The following is a 19,410-nucleotide window of genomic DNA, read 5'->3' on the forward strand; positions in this document are numbered from 1 at the left end:
ATCCCGTGCGGATCACCTCACGCACGGGATTTCTGAATGAAGAGGTTATTATTCTGTCTATTGCATGCGCTGCATTGCGGCTTCGGGCTCACCGGTCGTCGCAACCGCAGCCGGAAGGCGGTCGGTCTTTTTCAGGATGACGACAGGCTTCTCGACCGGGTCCGTCGGCGGAACGATGCTTGCAGTTTTGAATTCACGGTCTACGGCAGGAACGGAAGCGTTGATCTGTTGATGACCTGCGCATTCCGCAAGCGCTGCACTGGCGGAAAAACCAAAGACAGCGGCGATAATGAGAACTGATTTCATGTCATTCTCCCTTCGCTCTTGTGGCGATCTCCAGTCTAAGTGGAGACGGGCCGGATTGAAAATCACACTTTAGAGACATCTAAAGCTCTCGATCATTTCGGCAGTCGTCGTCATCAATGTGCGGGGCCAAGTAACAGGCAGATTCCCCTGCCCTTATTTCTTCCGCACATCCAGCGGATTTCGGCAAAGCGGTCTGCGAAATATCATCGCCACATAGCTTCCCTTAAGGGAAATGAGGCTTGGCGTGTAAGTCGAAACCTTCGCCGTGTTGGCGGCCTTGATCGTTCTTCCTTCAGAGGAATTCTGCTGCATGGCACGCCTCCTTCCATAAGCGATAACGAAAATGCGCCGGTCTTGTTCCGATCACGGTTTCGTTGGTGCGCGCGAGAGAAACGAACGCGTTGCCGCGCGTTTTCTTCTCCCCGCCCGAGAGAGGAAACAGGCGGAACACTCCCAGCCCCCCCAAATGCGCAGCGCTTGAAAATTCCGCCCAAAGGTTCTATATGACCCAGCGCGAGGACGACCTCGGCCATATCGGCGACAGCATGCGGGACGGCCCGGTCACATACCGGAGAATGAAATGCGTTCCCTGCAAGATCGTATCCGCCACGCCCTCAGTTTCGAAATCATCGGCCTTCTGCTCGTCATTCCCTTGGGCGCACTGCTCTTTGGCATGCCTATGGAAGATATCGGCATTGTCGGCCTCGTCAGCGCCACGCTGGCGACGGTCTGGAACTATGTCTATAATCTCGGCTTCGACCACGCCATGCAGCGGCTGAAAGGCACGACGCTGAAGACGCCCGCTCTTCGGGTCGCCCATGCCGTGCTGTTCGAACTGGGCCTCCTGATCGTGCTGATGCCCTTCATTGCCTGGTATCTGAATATCAGCCTTGCCCACGCACTGGTGATGGATATCTCGTTTGCGCTGTTTTACGTGGTCTATGCTTTTGTCTTCAACTGGAGCTACGACCGGGTTTTCCCCCTTCCGGAATGGAAGTCGCAGCAGGACGCCGTCTGATCGACGGCTTCCACTGCACGCTAGGGCAGCGCCTCAGCGCAGCGATGCCTTGAAGAAGCTGACGACATCGGCGTTGAAGCCGCGATGGAACTCCACCCGGTCGAAGCCAGCCGCATCGCTGCAAATCTGGGGCACGGCCTTTTCCATTTCGGCGGGGCAAGGGGCGATAAACGAAAAGTGCCCCGCCCCTTTCACCATCCGATAGTCCGGTTTCGCCGGCAGATCGCCGCGCAGCCGCAAAACATCCTGCGGCGCGACACCGTCGCCACCGCGTTCCGAACTCCAGAGCTGGACCGGGATCGTGATATTCTTCAGGTCGCCCGCGCCGGGAAAGGCATTCAACGGGTCGGCAGCAACCACAACCTTCACACGTGCATCCTGACCGCCGTGCTGCGGTAATGTCGTCTTCTGCCGCATCTGCGCGCAAATCGGCGCCTGCGGGTCCGGACAGGGCAGCGCGGCATTGGCAAAGTCGGGAGTGCCGCCGGCAAGCACCAGCGCGGTATAACCGCCACGCGAAAATCCGAAAACGCCGATCCGCCCGGCATCGATGGAACCGGCTTCGCTAAAGCCAGCGAGCAGATGATCCAGCAATCGGGAAATATCCGCCGGCCGGCCCGTCAGCGCGGAAAGTTCACCCGTCTTCTGCATTTCAAGCGCATTGTCTCCGGGGTGATTGATCGCTGCGACAATGAAGCCGGCATCCGCCAGCGCCGCCGCCGTGTCCCGATGGCTGAAATAGGTGCCGCCAAAACCATGAGAGATGACGACGAGCGGATATTTCCCTTCGGGCACAGGGCAATCCCTGACAGCGGGTAAAAGGAAGGGGCCAATCCTGACCTCCACCGGCGCGGCCGCGCAGGGCGACCACACCGCAGCCTTCATGGCAGCTTTGCCATTCGCGGCTGGAACCTCGATCAGCCGGAGACCGGCCGCCATGGCGGCACCGGCTCCAGACAGGGTGAAAAGCACAAGGCAAAGCAGCAGCAGAAATCGCATCACGAACTCACGGATCGGCAATATTGCATATGGACCGATCGGCAACCGGTCTGACGCAAACATAAAGCGATTTCTTCTGACGGCAATGACCGCTGAAACGCCTAGAGCGATTTCAGTGTCCAGGCCACGATCTCCCGCGTGGCGGCGGCGAAGGCCTGATCCAGCGCCTTCACGAAACTGGCGTTGCCGGAGCCGCTGACACGGGCGCTGGCGCGGAACACTTCCTGCGCCTTCACCGTGCCGTTGCGGTCATTCAGCAGCTTCACCGAGATTTCGATATTGGCGAGGTTCTTTGCCGTATCGATTTCGAAAGCGCGAATATCGGTCACGACCTGATAGTCGATTGCCAGCCCCTGCCCCGGCCGGCCGACGCCGCCGAGCTTGCCGGTATCCTCGAAGGCTTCCACGAGCTTGGATTGCACCATGCGCGGCAGGCGGTCGCTCCATTGCGAATTGCCGAGATATTGCACCTCCGAGCCGGAAAGGCGCACCACGATGTTCTCACTGTCCAGCGCCTTCAGCGCCGTCGGATCGGCGATCAGCAGCTGTCGGCTCCTGAGCGAAGGCCCCTGCGTCACCGTCGCCGAAGAGACGGAGAGATCGAAAGTATCGTTCTTCGGCGCACCCGCACAGCCCGCCATCATCGCGGCAAGCAGCGGAGCCAGAACGAGGGCGCGGCGTTTTTGGCCGTTCATCGATAGTCTCATTGGCCCATACCCCTCTTAGCGCCTTGTTCTGCCGTCATATTGTTTCACGGTTTCGCCGCCGAAGATCAACCGCTGCGGATCGCGGTCGATATTGGTGATGGCGTTGTTGAGATTGTCGACCGTCTGCCGTGTGCTTCCGACGAGCGCCTGGAAATCCTTGAGGCCCGAGCTGGAGAAACGGGTCAGGTTGTCGGCAATCGGCCCGATGCGGGCGTTGAGATTGTCCGCCACCGCCTTGAAGGAGGTGAGCGTCTCGCGCGCCTTGGCAAACAGCGAATTGGCGTCATCCGTGCCGAGCATGCCATCCACCTTGGCAAGAATGCCGTCAACGCGGCTGGAGGCGAGGTTCAGCTTGCGGCCCATTTCCGTGAAATCGGAAACCGCCTGATCGATATCGGCGCGGCGGGCGCCCACATCATCGGCGATCCGCTTGAAGTTCGCCACCGCGTCGCGCGCATCGGCCGTGGCAGCCGAGACGTCGTTGACAACGGTGCCCACCTTGGCGGGATCAACGGAGGCCAGAAGCTCATCCGCGCGCTTCACGACCGTCTGAACTTCGGTGCTCGCCGCCTCGAAATTGCGCGCCGTGCTCTGCACCGTCTCCATGATGCCCTGGATATCGCTCGAAGCCGAGGCAACATCCTTCGTCACCTTGTCGACATTCGACAGGATGGAATCGATCTTGCCGGCATCCACCGCCTTCACCAGATCTTCGATCGCGGTCAGTGTGCCGTCGAGACGCACCGAGACCGACTGCACGGTGGTGGAAAGCGAGCTGAGGCTTGCAATGAAATTCTTGATGCCGTCGGAATTGGCCGCCAGCGCATCGGAGAATTTCTCGGCGTTGCGCACCGTCTGCGTCAGCGGGCCACGCGCATCCTGCACGAAGCCCTGCAGCTCGCCGATTGCGCCGTCCGCACGCTTCAGGATCTTGTCTGCGGTGGCAAGCAGGTTGGTGACGCTGGAAAGATCGGCCGTCAGCTCGGCGGGAACGCCGCTTTCGACGGCTTTCTGCAGAATACGCTCGCCATCCTTGTTGCCGCCGGAAAGCTCGATATAGGCAGCGCCCGTCAGGCCCTGGATTTCAAGCACGGCGCGCGTGGACGGGAAAACCGGGGCATCGGCCTGCACTTCGGTAAAGGCGATGGAATAGGCCGGATCGTCGCGGTCGATGGCAAGGCCGCGCACCGTACCGACAGGAATACCGTTGAAGCGCACGGGAGAACCGACGGAAAGACCGTTCGCCGAGCCGGGAATACGCACGACGAGCTGCGCCGTCGGGCCGCCACGGCCGAATTCCGCCATCCAGTAAACGAAGCCGAATGCGGCGGCGATCACGATCAGCGTGAAAATTCCGACTATGGTGTAGTTCGCCTTGGTTTCCATGCTTCTTGTTACTCCACCGGATTTTCATGTTTGCCGTCCGGAAGAACGACAGAGCGCGCCCGTTTGCCGCGGAAATAGGACTGCACCCAAGGGTCGTCGCAGGCGAACATGTCCTGCAATGTCCCTTCCACCAGCACCTTCTTCTGGCCGAGCACCGCAATGCGGTCGCAGACGGAGAACAGGCTGTCGAGGTCGTGTGTCACCATATAGACGGTCAGGCCGAGCGAATCGCGCAAGCGCGCAATCAGCATATCAAATTCCGCCGCCCCGATGGGATCGAGGCCGGATGTCGGCTCGTCGAGGAAAACGAGGTCGGGATCGAGCGACAGCGCCCGGGCAAGGGCTGCGCGCTTGATCATGCCGCCTGACAGTTCGGACGGATATTTGTCGCCCGCATCGGGCTTCAGCCCCACCATCTCGATCTTGAGATAGGCGAGCTCGTCCATCAGCTTTTTCGGCAGGTCAAGATATTCGCGCATCGGCAGCTGGATGTTTTCCTTCACCGTCAGGCCGGAAAACAGCGCGCCCTGCTGGAACAGCACGCCGAGCCGCTGGTCGAGCATCATGCGGTCGTCTTCGCTCGCCTTGTCGTAATCGGTGCCGAGAATGCGGATCGCACCCGCCTGCCGCGGCAGGAGCCGCAAGATCGCGCGCATCAACACGGATTTGCCAGCGCCGGAGGGGCCGATAAAGCCTAGGATTTCACCGCGATAGACATCGAGGTCGAGATTTTCGAGCACGTTCCGGCCGTTGAAACCGACGGTCACGCCCTCGACGGAAAGCACCACCTCGCGACCGTCTTTTCCGGTTCTGGTCTCGTGCGGTTTCTGGTCCAGTTTCTCCAACGCGCCCTCCCTTAAAAATCGATGGCTGCGTAGAAGATGGCGAAAAGACCATCCACCAGAATGACGACGAAGATCGACTTCACCACCGAGGAGGTGACGTGCTGGCCAAGCGATTCCGCCGAACCGCCCACCTTCATGCCCTCAACCGCCGCGACAATGCCGATGATGAGCGCCATGAACGGCGCCTTGATCATGCCCGCTGCAATGGTCGATTCCTCGACAGCGCCATGCAGGCGCGACAGGAACACCTCGAACGTGATGCCGGAATAAAGCAGCGCCACGATGGCCGCGCCGAAAAGCGCTGCAAAATTGGCGAGAATGGTCAAAAGCGGCAGTGCGATGGTGAGCGCCACCAGCCGCGGAAACACCAGCACGCCGACGGGATTGAGACCGATCACCTTCAGCGCGTCGATTTCCTCGCGCATCTTCATCGAGCCGATTTCCGCGGTGATGGCGCTGCCGGAACGGCCGGCGATCATGATCGCGGTCAGAAGCACACCGATTTCACGCAATTGCAGAATGCCGACGAGATCGACAACGAAGACTTCCGCACCGAAATATCTGAGCTGGAATGCGCCCTGCTGGGCGATGATCGCGCCGATCAGGAACGACATCAACATGATGATCGGCACGGCGCGCACGCCCATATGGTCGATCTGGTTGACGATCGCCGCCGGTGAGACGCCACGCCCGCGCCCGAGCTTCATCTGCGCGCCGCGCACGGCGGAGCCGAGAATATACATTCCCGCCAGGAAATCCGCGCCGTTCTGGATCACGGCCTTGCCGATGGGCGCAAAAATACGCTCGGCAAGCCCCTCCTTCGGACCGGCTTCGCCCTCCATCTCCACCTTTTCGGGCAACTGGCCGATGACCTCTTCAATATGGTCATTACCCGTCACGGTGACGGTGGCGCCGTTGGCCTCAAGGTCCTTGCGCAGACGCTGGATGATCCACGCGCCCGTGGTATCGATGGCCTCGACGGCAGAAAGATCGATTTCCACCGCGCCGGCGGATCTGCTTTTTTCGATCTTTTCGAGACTGGGGAAAACACCGGAGAGATTGCTGTTGCGCCAGGAGCCGCTCATGACAAAACGCAAGTCGCCGCCGGAGACGCTATCGTCTTCGGTGATGGCGGCCGGGTTCGCCTGTTGCCGTGTGTCCTGTTCTTGCATAATGCTCCGAGCGAGTGCAGCCGTCACGAGATTCTTAAAGGTTTCATAACGGTTTGGCCTTCGGCAAGCCACAGTGACCGCCGACAATTCGTGATAAATTTGGCGTCATGTGTCTTTTGCCGCCCAATCGGAAGTGAAAAAACATGCCCCGTTACCTGCAAGCCACAACAGAACGTTTTCCCGTTGCCGGCAGCTTCACCATTTCACGCGGCACCCGCACGCATGCGGATGTCGTAACGTGCACCATCCTCGATGGTTCCTTCGCCGGCAGAGGTGAATGTGTGCCCTATCCGCGTTATGGCGAAAGCATCGAGGGCGTCATCGCCGATATCGAGACGATGGCGGAGCGGATTGCCGACGGCCTGACCCGACAGGAATTGCAGCAGGCGATGCAACCCGGCGCCGCCCGCAATGCGGTCGATTGCGCGCTGTGGGATCTCGAAGCCAAGATGAGCGGTAAAAGCGCCGCCGAAAGCATTCTCGGACAGGCGGCAAAACCGCTCGTCACCGCCTATACGATTTCACTCGCCGACCCCGAGACCATGGCCGCGAAAACGGCGGAAAACGCGGGCCGCCCGCTGCTGAAGATCAAGACCGGAACCGCCGATGACGAGGCACGCCTGCGCGCCGTGCGCGCCGCAGCACCGGAGGCGCGCATCATCATCGACGCCAATGAGGGCTGGAACGATTATAATATCGAATATTATCTGAGACTTGCGGCGGAACTGAAGATATCGCTGATCGAGCAGCCGCTGCCCGCCGGCAAGGACGCCATTCTCTCCCGTATCGACCATCCGGTGCTGATCTGCGCCGATGAAAGCGTGCATTCCACCAAGGACCTCGCCGACCTGCGCGACCGCTACGACGCGATCAACATCAAGCTCGACAAGACCGGCGGGTTGACGGAAGCGCTTGTCATGAAGGCGGAAGCGGAACGGCTCGGTTTCACCATCATGGTCGGCTGCATGCTCGGCACCTCGCTCGGCATGGCCCCCGCCATACTCGCCGCCCAGGGAGCAGCCTTTTCCGATCTCGACGGGCCGCTGCTGCTGGCCGAGGATCGCGAGCCGGGGCTGGTTTATGAGGGTTCACTGGTTTATCCGGCGCGGCCGGAATTGTGGGGGTAAGCCCTAGATATTGAAGGCAGAGAAACAAGATAAAGGCACGACCTCACCGCTTGTTTGTTCTCCCCGCCGGGGAGAAGACGGCCCGAAGGATCAGATGGGTGGCAAGCTCTCCTGATATCTCTACCCTCGCCCCCTCATCCCGTTGCCGCGACCTTCTTCCCCTAGGGGAGAAGAAACAAGCGGCACGCGCTCTCCTCACATGAAAGAGCTGGGGCATGTCTCGACAGGGTCACTGATTTATCCGGCCTACCAGGAATTTGGGGCGCCGCCCTCGCGCGGGCTAAGAACGACGCGATGCGCGCCGTAATTCCATCCGCGCTCGCTTTCACGAAAGCAACCGGCGAATCTAAACCTCCGTCGTCATCCTCGGGCTCGACCCGAGGATCCATCGCTCCGGGTTGTGGATCCTCGGGTCAAGCCCGAGGATGAAGAAAACAAGCTATTCGGAGTATGTAGGCAACATCGGCGAGATCACGCCATCGCCTTAGCCCGCATCACCCAGCCAGCGCATCCCCAACGAAACGCGCCGTCGCGGCAAAGGTTGGCATGTCCCAATCAGGCCGCGTGTTTCCCGATCAGCCCCGGAATATCCACCGGCTCCATCTCATCCGATGCCTGTTCGACGGTAACGTCGCTCGTCTGCATCCAGGTGATCAGCTCGAAGCTGCCATCGGCATTTTCGGCGATTGCCGTGCAGCTTTCCACCCAGTCGCCGGTGTTGATGTAACGAATGCCGTCCATGTCTTCCATGACAGCATGGTGAATGTGTCCACAGATGACGCCGTCGACATTGTTGCGGCGCGCCTCGTCAGCCACCACGCGCTGGAATTCGCCGATGAAGTTGACGGCGTGCTTGACCTGCAGCTTGGCCCAGGCCGAGAACGACCAGTAAGGCAGGCCGATGCGGCGGCGTACGGCGGCGATGACGATGTTGAGCGCGATCGCAGCGTCATAGGCCCAGTCGCCGAGATAAGCGAGCAGGCGGGCGTTGCGAACCACCACGTCGAACTCGTCGCCATGGATGATGAGATATTTCTTGCCGTCGGCCGCCTCGTGGATCATGCGCTCGGCCACTTCGATGCCGCCGAAATGCATGCCCGGAAATTCCCGCAGGAATTCATCGTGATTGCCGGGAATATAGACGATGCGGGTTCCCTTGCGGGCCTTGCGCAGAAGCTTCTGCACCACGTCGTTGCAGCCCTGCGGCCAGTACCAGCTGCGGCGCAGGCGCCAGCCGTCGACGATGTCGCCGACCAGAATGATCGTCTCGGCCTCGTGATATTTCAGGAAGTCGAGCAGATAATCCGTCTTGGCCGCCTTGGAGCCGAGATGAACATCCGAAATGAAAAGCGTTCTGAACTGTCTGGTTTCGATTTGACCGGCCACGGATTTCATCCCCCTGTTCGGTTGCGTCCCTGCGGCTTTCTTACCTCTCAGAACCAGACTCGTGTTGCAGCAACATGACAAACGCCGGTTTTTATAGGGAATATGACGAAGACCATCACGAAAACGCGAATAAGCCATGGCCGCATTTGCATAAGGGGGCGGTAAATAACGGCTGTACCATGGGAAAGTTTGTTGTATTCAGGGGGCCGGAATTGAACCAGACATGACGGTGGAAGAATGACCTCTCACGATAAGAACAACACGCCCGCCAACACGGCAAAGGCCGACATCGAGGAACAGGCGCTCTTTTTCCACCGCTACCCGCGCCCCGGCAAGCTGGAAATCCAGGCCACCAAGCCGCTCGGCAACCAGCGCGATCTGGCGCTCGCCTATTCGCCCGGCGTCGCCGCCCCCTGCCTCGCCATCCATGAAAATCCGGAAATGGCAGCGGAATATACCGCCCGCGCCAACCTCGTCGCGGTCATTTCCAACGGCACGGCAGTTCTCGGGCTTGGCAATATCGGCCCGCTCGCCTCCAAGCCCGTGATGGAAGGCAAGGCCGTTCTCTTCAAGAAATTCGCAGGTATCGACGTCTTCGACATCGAAATCGATGCGCCCGGCATCAACGACATGGTTTCCACCATCGCAGCACTGGAGCCCACCTTCGGCGGCATCAACCTTGAAGACATCAAGGCGCCGGAATGTTTCGAGGTGGAACGCCAGCTGCGCGAAAAGATGAATATCCCGGTTTTCCATGATGACCAGCATGGCACCGCGATCATCGTCGCCGCCGCTGTCACCAACGCTCTGGAACTGGCCGGAAAGTCACTCTCAAGCGTCAAGATCGTCGCGTCAGGCGCGGGTGCTGCGGCGCTTGCCTGCCTCAACCTGCTGGTCGCCATGGGCGCGAAGAAGGAAAACATCTGGGTCCACGACATCGAAGGCCTCGTTTACGATGGCCGCAACGAGCTGATGGACGAGTGGAAGGAAGTTTACGCCCAGAAGACCGAGAAGCGTGTGCTGGCCGAAACCATCGACGGCGCCGACGTCTTCCTCGGCCTTTCGGCCGCCGGTGTTCTGAAGCCGGAACTGCTGGAGCGCATGGCGGAAAACCCGCTGATCCTGGCGCTTGCCAACCCCAATCCGGAAATCATGCCGGAAGCGGCGCGTGCGGCCCGCCCGGATGCGATGATCTGCACCGGCCGTTCGGACTTCCCGAACCAGGTGAACAACGTTCTCTGCTTCCCCTATATCTTCCGCGGCGCGCTGGATTGCGGCGCAACCACGATCAACGAGGAAATGAAGATGGCCGCCGTGCAGGCCATCGCCGAGCTTGCGCGTGAGGAAGTCTCGGAAGTCGCGGCAAAAGCCTATAGCGGTGAAACACCGGTCTTCGGCCCGAACTACCTCATTCCCTCGCCTTTCGATCCGCGCCTCATCCTGCGCATCGCGCCGGCTGTCGCCCGTGCAGCGGCCGCAAGCGGCGTCGCCGCCCGGCCGATCACCGATTTCGAAGCCTATTTCGACCAGCTGAACCGTTTCGTCTGGCGCTCCGGCTTCATCATGAAGCCGGTCTTCAATGCCGCGAAAGCCGCCGAAAAGAAGCGCATCATCTTTGCCGAAGGCGAAGACGAGCGCGTGCTGCGCGCCGCCCAGGTGCTCTTGGAAGAAGGTACCGGCATCCCGATCCTCATCGGCCGTCCGCAGATCATCGAGACGCGCCTGAAGCGCTTCGGCCTGCGCATCCGGCCGCATACGGATTTCGCCGTGGTCAACCCGGAAGACGATCCGCGTTACCGCGATTATGTCGATGATTATTTCGCCCTTGTCGGCCGCGCCGGCATCAACCCGGAAGCGGCGCGTACCATTGTGCGTACCAACACGACCGTCATCGGCGCGCTTTCGGTGAAGCGTGGCGAGGCGGATGCGCTGATCTGCGGTCTCGAAGGCCGTTATGACCGGCACCTGCGCGACGTGAACCAGATCATCGGCAAGCAGGAAGGCGTGCGTTCCTTTGCGGGTCTCAGCCTGCTCATCACCCAGCAGGGTGCGCTGTTCCTCACCGACACCTTCGTCAACAACGACCCGACGTCAGAGGAAGTGGCTGAGATGGCCATTCTCGCGGCCAAGGAAATCCGCCGCTTCGGCATCACGCCGAAGATCGCACTCGCCAGCCATTCCAATTTCGGCTCGCGCGATTCCGAAAGCGCCCGCAAGATGCGCCGTGCCCTGAAGATCGTGCAGGCGGCAGCACCGGAACTGGAAGTGGACGGCGAAATGCAGGGCGGCTCCGCACTTTCGGAAGCGCTGCGCAAGCGCGCGATGCCGAACAGCGTGCTGACGGGCGAGGCGAACCTTCTGGTCTTCCCGAACCTTGATGCCGCCAACATCACGCTCGGCGTCACCCGCACGCTGACGGAAGGCCTGCATGTCGGCCCGATCCTGCTCGGCAGCGCCCTGCCCGCCCATATCCTGTCGCCCAGCGTCACCTCGCGCGGCGTCGTCAACATGGCGGCGTTTGCCGTGGTGCAGGCCTCGCATCCTTCGGTGTGATAGAGGCCGCATTAACGCAATTTTGAACATGCTGTTGCCGCATTGCGGCAACAGCTTATGTTATCTTCCTGAAACACGGATTTCGTGAAGTATAACGCCCCTGCCACCGGTCGGGGACATCGAACGGATCGCACAATTGACCCGGCGCAGCCGCATCATCGGCCTCCTGCTTCCCCTTGTTTTCATTGCTCCGGCCACCGCTTTTGCGGATCAGGTCTGCGATACGCTTTATGCGCAGTTGCGCGAGCCGCCACGCGTCATCGGCAATACGGCCGAGGTGCGGCGTTATGCCAATGCGCTCGCCCGCCAGAACATCGTCATTCGCAAGATCAGGAACGACCTGCGCGGCTATGGCTGCTCGTCTGGCAGCGTCATCGTCTACGGCAATCCCAATGCCGGTGTCTGCGCCGAGATCGGCGATGCGCTGGCGGAAGCGGAAAGCGAACGCGACGCCATCATCCGTGATCGCGACGATGCCATGGCGGCCGCGCGTGACAACGATGGCGATATCAGGCGCCAGCGTATCCTCGCCGCCCTCGATGCCAATGGCTGCAGCACCGCGCCGCAGACGGAAGCACAGTTGCCGCCGCCTTCCGATGTGACGCGTTACCCCGACGCCTTCCGGCAGAATGGCGGTGAGCCGGGACAGGCGGGGCTTTCCCCCTACCCCAACGCCGCCGCCGAAGGCGGGCTTCGTACACTGTGCGTGCGCACCTGCGACGGCTCGTTCTTCCCCATCGCTTCCAATGCCTCGCCGCTCGATTTCCGCGCCCAGGCCGAGCAATGCCAGAAAATGTGTCCGGGGACGGAGACGGAACTTTATTTCCACTCCATGACGGATCAGGAAACCGCCGACATGGTGTCTGCGGAAACCGGAAAACCCTACAGGGACCTGCCGACCGCCTTCGCCTACAGGAACGCCCCGGCAAAAGCGCCGGGCTGCGTGTGCAACATGGCCGCCTATCACGAAGAAATGCAGAAGCAGGAAGAAGCCGCCCAGCCGGAATCCGAAACACCCTATTCCGGCATCACGAAAATCCCCTCACCGCAAGGTGACAAGGCAGCCCCCAAACCCGCCGAGCAGCAGCAGGCCGCCAAGCCGCCGGAACAGCCCGTTCCCGAACGCGACTATGACCCGAACGATACGAAAGTGCGCGTCATCGGCCCCAAATTTCTGCCGGACCAGACAGGCCGGATCGACCTGAAGAACCCGGCATTGAAAGGTATACAGCCGCAGCAGTGAAGCCGTCGTGGAGCGAGCGGACGCCGCTTGTTTCTTCAGTCCGCGGCAGCGGGATGAGAGGGCTACGGTAGAGATATGCTGAGAGCTTGCCCCCTCATCTGACCCTTCGGGCCATCTTCTCCCCGCCGGGGAGAAGAACAAGCAGCAACGCCCCGCTTCCCTCGCGGAACTTTTATCTGCCTTACACCCCGCCCCAGCGGTTGCGGAACACAAGCTCCTCCAACGGCACGCGCTGCCGCCAGCCTTTCACCGCCAGTTCCGGCTCGGTATAGAGCGCATCGACACGGCCGACGCAGAGCCAGGCGACGATTTCGATGTGGTCGGGAATACCGAGAATGGTGCGAATGTCGCTATCGTGGAAAATGCTGACCCAGCCGACGCCGATGCCTTCGGCGCGGGCTGCGAGCCAGAGATTCTGGATGGCGCAGACGGTGGAATAGACATCCGTGCGCGGATTATGGGTGCGGCCCAGCACCACCTTGCCGCCGCGTGTGGGATCGCAGGTGACGCAGATGCTGAGCGGGGCCTTGCGGATGCCTTCAAGTTTCAAGCTCCGGTAGAGAGCCTGTTGCTCGCCCTCGAACATCGCCGCCGCCTCCTCATTGGCGCGGCTGAAGGCCACAAAGGCCGCCTGACGGATCGCGCCATCGGTGATGAGGGTAAAATTCCACGGCTGCATGAAACCGACCGAGGGTGCCGAATGGGCCGCCTTCAGGAGACGCTCCACCAGATCATCCGGCAACGGATCGGACAGGAACTGATCGCGCACGTCACGACGGGTTTCAATGGCGCGGTAAATCGCCTCGCGCTCCTCACCGGAAAACGGGCGGGCGGGTGACAGCGCATGATCGAAAGAACTGGCGCCGGGCGGATTGCTCATGGACGGATCGGCTGGCATCGTTTATCCCCAACAATGCGAAGGCCGGGCGCAAACATACACCCCACCTCGACAACAACCTGCCGCCGTCCGCGCGGTTCGGTCTATCCCGTCAGGCCGGTCTTCTGACTTGGCTTCATCCGCCCTTTTCGCCTTCCCGAATTGCTTCAGTGGCTTCTAAAAAAGAGCGTCCGCCTCACAGCGCTGGGCACGTTCCGGTCTTTCACCGGATTCCCGATTCTCCCGCCGCAAGGGCGGGCACCTGACAAAGGAAGCTATGGGCAAAAAAGTTTGCGAATGCAAGTATTCTGCCGGTGGTGCGGCAATGTGGCCTGCCTCCCCCATTACACCGGGAAATACCTGACATAGGCGAACTCATCCCCATCCGGTGACCAGTTGGGCGAGTTCATCGTTCCCTGCCCGCCGAAAAGCTCAAACAGCGTCTCGGCATTACCACCATCCATACCCATCAGCCGCACCCGCACATCAAGATCGCGCGGATGGTCGAAAACGTCGCCGTCATAGGAGACGAACACCACCTTGTCTCCCTTCGGAGACGGGTGCGGAAACCAGTCGCCATAGGGGCTGTCGGTGATGCGCTCGACGGCGGAGCCATCCACCCGTACGCGCCAGATCTGCATCCGCCCGGTGCGGCTGGAATTGAAATAGATCCACGCACCGTCAGGCGAATAATCCGGCCCGTCATTGCGACCTTCGCCATGGGTCAACCGCGTCTCGACGCCGCTTTCTATATCCATGGAGTAGATATCGAAGACCTGATCGCGAATGCCGCAATAGGCGAAGCTCTTCCCGTCCGGCGACCAGCCATGCCAGTAGGAGGGAAGGTTTTTCGTCATCAGCCGTGGCGCGCCGCCCACAGAGGCCATGAGATAGATGGCGCTCTTGCCGAATTCCACCTTGTCGGAAATGGCGTAGAGTGACCCGTCAGGCGAAATGCCGTGATCGTTGTTGCACAGCGTGGCAAAGCCGGTATCGACCTTTTCCGGCGCAATATCACCGGAAAGAGACAGGCGATAAAGCAGGCCTTCGCTGTTCAACAGCAGATATTTCCCATCCGGCGACCAGTTCGGCGCTTCAAAGAGATCAGGCGTCTGCCACACCACACGCATCTGCCGGGTGCGGATGTTGAAGATTTCGATGGAGCTGCGCATTCTGCCTCCCGGGCGTGTCCGTGTTCTCGTTCAAAGCGCTCGGCATTACAGACATTCCGTTTGCATCCGCCATCGCCGTGATTATGATCCTAGGGCGGCAGGCACCGTCCTGCAAATTCAAACCGGAAAAAACGCCAGCGCCCCGGCACCGTCCGCGCCGCTTGCCGTTTCTCCCAAATCCGAGGTTCCGCGATGAATACCATCGCCGATCACGGCATCCGCTTCGGCCGGATCGCCGCAATGCTTCCTGTCAAAAATATCGAAAAAGCCCATGATTTCTACGTTGGCGTGCTGGGCTTTGAAAAGGCCTTCGAAAACGGCGCTCCCGTCGGCTTCATGATCCTGAAACAGGGCAATGCCGAGCTGCACCTGACATTGCAGCCCACGCACAAGGCAGCGCCCTTCAACGTGGCGCATATGATGGTGAGCGATGTCGATGCGCTGCACGCGATCTGCAAGAGCCACGGGCTGCGCATCATCAAGGGCCTGCAGGACAAGGATTACGGCCTGCGCGCCTTCGTCTTTGAAGACCCCGATGGCAACCGCATCGATGTGGGGCAGGCTATTTGAGATGAGCGAGCGGCGCGGGGTGTTCTCCGTGCCGTCTATGGGTTGTCAAAAAGCTCCTCACACGCGAGTCATCCTTGGGCTTGACCCGAGGACCCACAATCTCAACCGCGCATGGATCCTCGCCTCAAGGGCGAGGATGACGGAGAAAGTCAGTAACTCACCCGCCAGAAATCAATGGCGCGCGCCCTCAATCACCGATCCCGGAACCGGTTGGTGATCGGATAACGCCGGTCACGACCGAAGTTCTTCTTGGTGATCTTAACACCCGGCGCCGATTGCCGGCGCTTGTATTCGGCGAGGTAAAGCAGATGCTCCACCCGGTGCACGGTGGCCACATCATGGCCGCGCGCGAGAATCTCCTCGACCGACATTTCCTTCTCGACAAGGCATTCCAGAATATCGTCGAGCACCGGATAGGGCGGCAGCGAATCCTGGTCGGTCTGGTTGGGACGCAATTCGGCCGACGGGGCCTTGGAAATGATATTGGCGGGGATCACCTCGCCGGAAGGGCCGAGAGCACCCGGCGGAACATGGGCGTTGCGCCAGCTGGAAATGGCATAGACCTGCATCTTGTAGAGGTCCTTGATGGGGTTGAAACCGCCATTCATGTCGCCGTAAAGCGTGGCGTAACCCACCGACATCTCAGACTTGTTACCCGTCGTCACCACCATCGAGCCGAACTTGTTCGAGACGGCCATCAGGATGGTGCCGCGCGTGCGGCTCTGCAGGTTTTCCTCGGTAATGCCCTCTTCCGTACCCTCGAAGAGATCGGAAAGCGCCGAGAGGAACCCTTCCACCGGTTCCACGATCGGCACGATATCGTAACGGCAGCCCAGCGCCCTGGCGCAATCGGCCGCGTCCTTCAGCGATTCTTCCGAGGTATAACGGTAAGGCAGCATGATGCAGCGCACCCGCTCCTCGCCCAGCGCATCGACGGCAAGGGCGGCACAGATCGCCGAATCGATGCCGCCCGAAAGGCCGAGAACCACGCTCTTGAAGCCGTTCTTGTTGACGTAATCACGGAAGCCCAGCATGCAGGCGCGGTAATCCGCTTCCTCACCTTCGGGAATCTTCGAGAAAGGCCCGCTTTCGCAGCGCCAGCCATCTGCCGTGCGTTTCCAGTCGGTGACGGCAAGTGTGGCCTCGAACTGGCTCATCTGGAAGGCAAGCGTCTTGTCGGCATTGAAACCGAAGCTTGCGCCATCGAATACCAGCTCGTCCTGCCCGCCCAGCTGGTTGGCGAAAACGAGCGGCAGGCCGCTTTCGATCACCTGCCTGAGCGCCACCTGATGGCGCACATCCAGCTTGCCGCGATAATAGGGCGAACCGTTCGGCACCAGCAGGATTTCCGCCCCGCTTTCGGAGAGCGTCTCGCAGACACCCATATCGTTCCAGATTTCCTCGCAGATCGGAATGCCGATCCTGACCCCACGGAAATTATAGGGACCGGAAATCGAACCCTCGGAGAAAACACGTTTTTCGTCGAATTCACCGTAATTCGGCAGGTCTATCTTATCGCGCAGCGCGATGATCTTGCCGCCATCCAGAAGCGCCACGGAATTGTGTCGTCCCGTCTCGCCCTGTCGCGGAAAACCGATAACGACGCCCGGTCCGCCATCGGCGGTCTCCGCCGCCAGTTCTTCCACCGCTTTCAGGCATGCTTTCAGGAAAGCCGGCTTCAGCACCAGATCCTCAGGCGGATAGCCTGAAATGAAGAGTTCGGTCAGAAGCAGAAGGTCTGCGCCCTGCGTTGCCGCATCGGCCCTAGCCTCGCGCGCCTTGGCGAGATTGCCCGCCACGTCGCCAACGGTGGGATTGAACTGCCCGACGGCAATCCGGAGATGGTTCTGGATATCGTGTCTGTCGCTCATGGCTTTTCAATACCGCGCCCGTGCCCGCTCCGCAACGCGGCAATTGCATGGCGGCGCCCGTTACGCATCGGGCGCGCGCGTTCACGCTAAGGTTATCGCCGCACCGGCCAGGCTGCGCAAAGTTCATGTCGCGTTCATCGCGCTTATGTGACAGTTACATGACACTTTTGCGACACCCGATTCACCTCCCCGGATCAGCCGTGCCGCCTGAAATACCGGAGTATGGGTTTGAGACATTCGGCGCCAAAAACAACGGCTTCCGAAAAGGCTGGTTTTGTCTTTTCGCCTGCAGGGATTAGGAGCCTTTCGAAGCTTTCGGGCACGGCCTATACGCTTGCCAATCTGACGGTCGCATCCGTTGTGCTCGTTGTGGTGCTGGAGTGGATCGCCCGCGGTTCGCTCACGGATGTCGGTGCTTTCCTCACCTCATCCGCACGCCCCGGCATGACCACCATTGCCGCCGTGCTCGCCCTTCTCGTGGCGCTGGATGCCATCCTTGGCCGGCGTTACCTGTCGCTGATCGCCATTGCACCGCTCTGCGCGATGACCGGGCTGATCTCCGCGCAGAAACAGACCTATCTTTCCGATCCGCTTTACCCCTCCGACCTGCTGTTCGGCCGGCAGATCCTCGAGCTTCTGCCGACCATGCTGAAGGCACAGCCCTTGACGGCCGTACTGTTGGGGTTTGGCATCTGCGCCACCATTGCGGCACTTGTGGCGCTATGGCTGCTGGCGCGCCGCCATTCGCCCGTCCTGCGCTGGCGTGAACGCGCGGCTGGTCTCGCGCTGGCGCTGCCGCTTCTTGCCGGTCTGGCCTCGCTGATGGACTATTCGCACTATTCCTGGGCACGTGACCGTCTTAACATCATACCCATGATGTGGGATCAGCAGGAAAACTACCGTCACAACGGTTTCCTGATGGCCTTCGCCTTCAATATTCCGATGGCCAATGTCTCGGCGCCACAGGGTTACGGTGAAAACAGCATCTCCGACCTGACGTCCGAACCCGCCGCCTTCGCCGCCAACAAGGGCGACTACCCTGACGTCATCATGCTGATGAGCGAATCGCTCTGGGATCCGGCGCGACTCGAAAACGTGAAGCTCTCGGCCGATCCGATGCCGACCATCCGCGCCAAACAGTCGGGCAACGTCTTTTCGCCCGAGTTCGGCGGCATGACGGCGAATGTGGAATTCGAGGCGCTGACCGGCTTTTCCAACGCCTTCCTGCCCTATGGCAGCATACCCTATCAGCAATATATTCGCCGCCCGGTACCCTCGCTCGCCAGTTTCTTCCGCGGTGAAGGCTATTCGGCCATCGCCATGCACCCGTTCCAGGAATGGTTCTGGAACCGCAAGCAGGTCTACAGGAATTTCGGCTTCGAGGAATTCCGCTCGGAAGAGACGCTGCCGGCCATGGAAAAACGCGGCAACTTCGCCTCCGACGATGCGCTGATGGACGAGATCATGGCGACGGCGGACCGGACGCAGAACCCGCTTTTCCTCTTCGCCGTCACCCTGCAGGGACACGGCCCTTACGAGGCCACCCGTTACGCCGAAAACACCATCGGCGTCGAAGGTGATCTCTCCGCCTCCGCCTCGCAGGCGCTCGCCACCTATTCGCAAGGGGTGGCGGAAGCCGATGAAGCGCTGCTGAAACTGACGCGCTGGGCAAAAAAACGCGACCGCGAAACCATCATCGTCCTCTTCGGCGACCATCTGCCGCCGCTCGGCCAGACCTTCGTGGAAAGCGGTTACATGCCGGGCATGGTGGCAAGCCGCCGTGCGCCGCTGGAGGTGATGAAGAAGGAACACGAGACACCGCTCGTCGTCTGGTCCTCTAGAGAGGGCGTGCGCAAGAATATCGGCACCATCAGCCCGGCGCTTCTGCCCTATCATGTGCTGAAGACGGCCGGCTTCTCCGATCCCTTCTATACCGGCACACTGGGCGAGGTGCAGAAGGCCTTCTCCGTCATCGACCGGCATATGCTGGTGGCGACCGACGGCAAGGCCCTGCCCGACTGGTCGATTGCGCCCAATTCCATTCCCGACGTGGTGCGCGATTACCGCCTGCTGCAGTTCGACATGATGTTCGGCCAGCAATATGGCCGCGAGCGCTTCTTCCCCGGTTTCAACTGGCTGCATGAGGGCGCGCCGTCGGTCTGATGGTTTTCGGCGGGG

Annotated in this window: 16 protein-coding genes and 1 riboswitch; of the genes, 6 read left to right on the forward strand and 10 right to left on the reverse strand. The window is 60.6% G+C overall.

The genetic code is table 11. The annotated features are described in order from the left end of the window. Positions 1-57: 57 nt before the first annotated feature. Complete coding sequence (locus DA915_RS08310) at positions 58-306, reverse strand: hypothetical protein (protein WP_003502962.1); 249 nt, start codon at positions 304-306, stop codon at positions 58-60. A gap of 580 nt (positions 307-886) precedes the next feature. Between DA915_RS08310 and DA915_RS08325 the strand changes: the two genes are divergently transcribed. After that, complete coding sequence (locus DA915_RS08325) at positions 887-1,324, forward strand: PACE efflux transporter (protein ID WP_003502966.1); 438 nt, start codon at positions 887-889, stop codon at positions 1,322-1,324. Positions 1,325-1,357: 33 nt separating this feature from the next. Here the strand turns inward: DA915_RS08325 and DA915_RS08330 are convergent, their stop codons facing one another. The 5 genes from DA915_RS08330 to DA915_RS08350 form a co-directional block, all read right to left on the reverse strand. After that, on the reverse strand, positions 1,358-2,323 hold the full coding sequence (locus DA915_RS08330) for a dienelactone hydrolase family protein (RefSeq protein WP_107675666.1): 966 nt from the start codon (positions 2,321-2,323) through the stop codon (positions 1,358-1,360). Between the two features lie 101 nt (positions 2,324-2,424). Continuing rightward, on the reverse strand, positions 2,425-3,030 hold the full coding sequence (locus DA915_RS08335) for an ABC-type transport auxiliary lipoprotein family protein (RefSeq protein WP_107675590.1): 606 nt from the start codon (positions 3,028-3,030) through the stop codon (positions 2,425-2,427). A 15-nt stretch (positions 3,031-3,045) separates the two neighbouring features. Then, positions 3,046-4,416: an MlaD family protein gene (locus tag DA915_RS08340; RefSeq protein ID WP_080866167.1), complete on the reverse strand. Its 1,371-nt coding sequence runs from the start codon at positions 4,414-4,416 to the stop codon at positions 3,046-3,048. Between the two features lie 8 nt (positions 4,417-4,424). Next, on the reverse strand, positions 4,425-5,261 hold the full coding sequence (locus tag DA915_RS08345; protein WP_003502972.1) for an ABC transporter ATP-binding protein: 837 nt from the start codon (positions 5,259-5,261) through the stop codon (positions 4,425-4,427). Between the two features lie 11 nt (positions 5,262-5,272). Then, the gene (locus DA915_RS08350; RefSeq protein WP_107675591.1) at positions 5,273-6,433 is read right to left on the reverse strand and encodes an ABC transporter permease; all 1,161 of its coding nucleotides are present in this window, start codon (positions 6,431-6,433) and stop codon (positions 5,273-5,275) included. A 143-nt stretch (positions 6,434-6,576) separates the two neighbouring features. Here DA915_RS08350 and dgcA point away from each other — a divergent pair, with 143 nt between their 5' ends. Beyond that, positions 6,577-7,560, forward strand: coding sequence for an N-acetyl-D-Glu racemase DgcA (gene dgcA, locus DA915_RS08355; protein ID WP_087744088.1), 984 nt, complete (start codon positions 6,577-6,579; stop codon positions 7,558-7,560). A gap of 555 nt (positions 7,561-8,115) precedes the next feature. Here dgcA and DA915_RS08360 read toward each other — a convergent pair. Next, positions 8,116-8,955: a UDP-2,3-diacylglucosamine diphosphatase gene (locus tag DA915_RS08360; protein WP_020809556.1), complete on the reverse strand. Its 840-nt coding sequence runs from the start codon at positions 8,953-8,955 to the stop codon at positions 8,116-8,118. 228 nt (positions 8,956-9,183) lie between these two features. Between DA915_RS08360 and DA915_RS08365 the strand changes: the two genes are divergently transcribed. Next, positions 9,184-11,499 (forward strand): NADP-dependent malic enzyme, encoded by a 2,316-nt coding sequence (locus DA915_RS08365; RefSeq protein ID WP_107675592.1) that lies wholly within the window; start codon positions 9,184-9,186, stop codon positions 11,497-11,499. A 136-nt stretch (positions 11,500-11,635) separates the two neighbouring features. Further along, entirely contained in the window at positions 11,636-12,742 is a 1,107-nt protein-coding gene (locus DA915_RS08370) for a DUF2865 domain-containing protein (RefSeq protein ID WP_192886438.1), read from the forward strand. Between the two features lie 181 nt (positions 12,743-12,923). Here DA915_RS08370 and bluB read toward each other — a convergent pair whose 3' ends face one another. Beyond that, positions 12,924-13,640 carry a 5,6-dimethylbenzimidazole synthase gene (gene bluB / locus DA915_RS08375; protein WP_107675593.1) on the reverse strand — a complete coding sequence of 239 codons (717 nt, stop codon included), beginning with the start codon at positions 13,638-13,640 and terminating at the stop codon, positions 12,924-12,926. Between the two features lie 76 nt (positions 13,641-13,716). Further along, a riboswitch (cobalamin riboswitch) is annotated at positions 13,717-13,900 on the reverse strand. Between the two features lie 63 nt (positions 13,901-13,963). Further along, positions 13,964-14,791 (reverse strand): TolB family protein, encoded by an 828-nt coding sequence (locus tag DA915_RS08380; protein ID WP_107675594.1) that lies wholly within the window; start codon positions 14,789-14,791, stop codon positions 13,964-13,966. Positions 14,792-14,983: 192 nt separating this feature from the next. On the opposite strand from DA915_RS08380, the gene DA915_RS08385 reads away from it, so the two are divergent. Further along, positions 14,984-15,361 (forward strand): glyoxalase superfamily protein, encoded by a 378-nt coding sequence (locus DA915_RS08385; protein ID WP_107675595.1) that lies wholly within the window; start codon positions 14,984-14,986, stop codon positions 15,359-15,361. Between the two features lie 191 nt (positions 15,362-15,552). Here DA915_RS08385 and DA915_RS08390 read toward each other — a convergent pair whose 3' ends face one another. Next, on the reverse strand, positions 15,553-17,232 hold the full coding sequence (locus DA915_RS08390; protein WP_003502981.1) for an NAD+ synthase: 1,680 nt from the start codon (positions 17,230-17,232) through the stop codon (positions 15,553-15,555). 222 nt (positions 17,233-17,454) lie between these two features. On the opposite strand from DA915_RS08390, the gene DA915_RS08395 reads away from it, so the two are divergent. Beyond that, a complete protein-coding gene (locus tag DA915_RS08395; RefSeq protein WP_192886439.1) occupies positions 17,455-19,395 on the forward strand; it encodes an LTA synthase family protein in 1,941 nt (646 codons plus the stop codon). The last annotated feature ends 15 nt before the right edge of the window (positions 19,396-19,410 follow it).

It is taken from the genome of Agrobacterium sp. LAD9, assembly GCF_003031125.1.
In the GTDB taxonomy this organism is placed as follows: domain Bacteria; phylum Pseudomonadota; class Alphaproteobacteria; order Rhizobiales; family Rhizobiaceae; genus Agrobacterium; species Agrobacterium radiobacter.

What these genes read in the sequence shown, in the direction of transcription:
- DA915_RS08325 (WP_003502966.1), top strand. Translation starts at nt 887, where the DNA reads ATGCGTTCCCTGCAAGATCGTATCCGCCACGCCCTCAGTTTCGAAATC.
- DA915_RS08350 (WP_107675591.1), bottom strand. Translation starts at nt 6,433, where the DNA reads ATGCAAGAACAGGACACACGGCAACAGGCGAACCCGGCCGCCATCACC.
- DA915_RS08335 (WP_107675590.1), bottom strand. Translation starts at nt 3,030, where the DNA reads ATGAGACTATCGATGAACGGCCAAAAACGCCGCGCCCTCGTTCTGGCT.
- DA915_RS08385 (WP_107675595.1), top strand. Translation starts at nt 14,984, where the DNA reads ATGAATACCATCGCCGATCACGGCATCCGCTTCGGCCGGATCGCCGCA.
- DA915_RS08340 (WP_080866167.1), bottom strand. Translation starts at nt 4,416, where the DNA reads ATGGAAACCAAGGCGAACTACACCATAGTCGGAATTTTCACGCTGATC.
- DA915_RS08365 (WP_107675592.1), top strand. Translation starts at nt 9,184, where the DNA reads ATGACCTCTCACGATAAGAACAACACGCCCGCCAACACGGCAAAGGCC.
- DA915_RS08310 (WP_003502962.1), bottom strand. Translation starts at nt 306, where the DNA reads ATGAAATCAGTTCTCATTATCGCCGCTGTCTTTGGTTTTTCCGCCAGT.
- DA915_RS08380 (WP_107675594.1), bottom strand. Translation starts at nt 14,791, where the DNA reads ATGCGCAGCTCCATCGAAATCTTCAACATCCGCACCCGGCAGATGCGT.
- DA915_RS08360 (WP_020809556.1), bottom strand. Translation starts at nt 8,955, where the DNA reads ATGAAATCCGTGGCCGGTCAAATCGAAACCAGACAGTTCAGAACGCTT.
- DA915_RS08390 (WP_003502981.1), bottom strand. Translation starts at nt 17,232, where the DNA reads ATGAGCGACAGACACGATATCCAGAACCATCTCCGGATTGCCGTCGGG.
- DA915_RS08395 (WP_192886439.1), top strand. Translation starts at nt 17,455, where the DNA reads ATGGGTTTGAGACATTCGGCGCCAAAAACAACGGCTTCCGAAAAGGCT.
- DA915_RS08330 (WP_107675666.1), bottom strand. Translation starts at nt 2,323, where the DNA reads ATGCGATTTCTGCTGCTGCTTTGCCTTGTGCTTTTCACCCTGTCTGGA.
- dgcA (WP_087744088.1), top strand. Translation starts at nt 6,577, where the DNA reads ATGCCCCGTTACCTGCAAGCCACAACAGAACGTTTTCCCGTTGCCGGC.
- bluB (WP_107675593.1), bottom strand. Translation starts at nt 13,640, where the DNA reads ATGCCAGCCGATCCGTCCATGAGCAATCCGCCCGGCGCCAGTTCTTTC.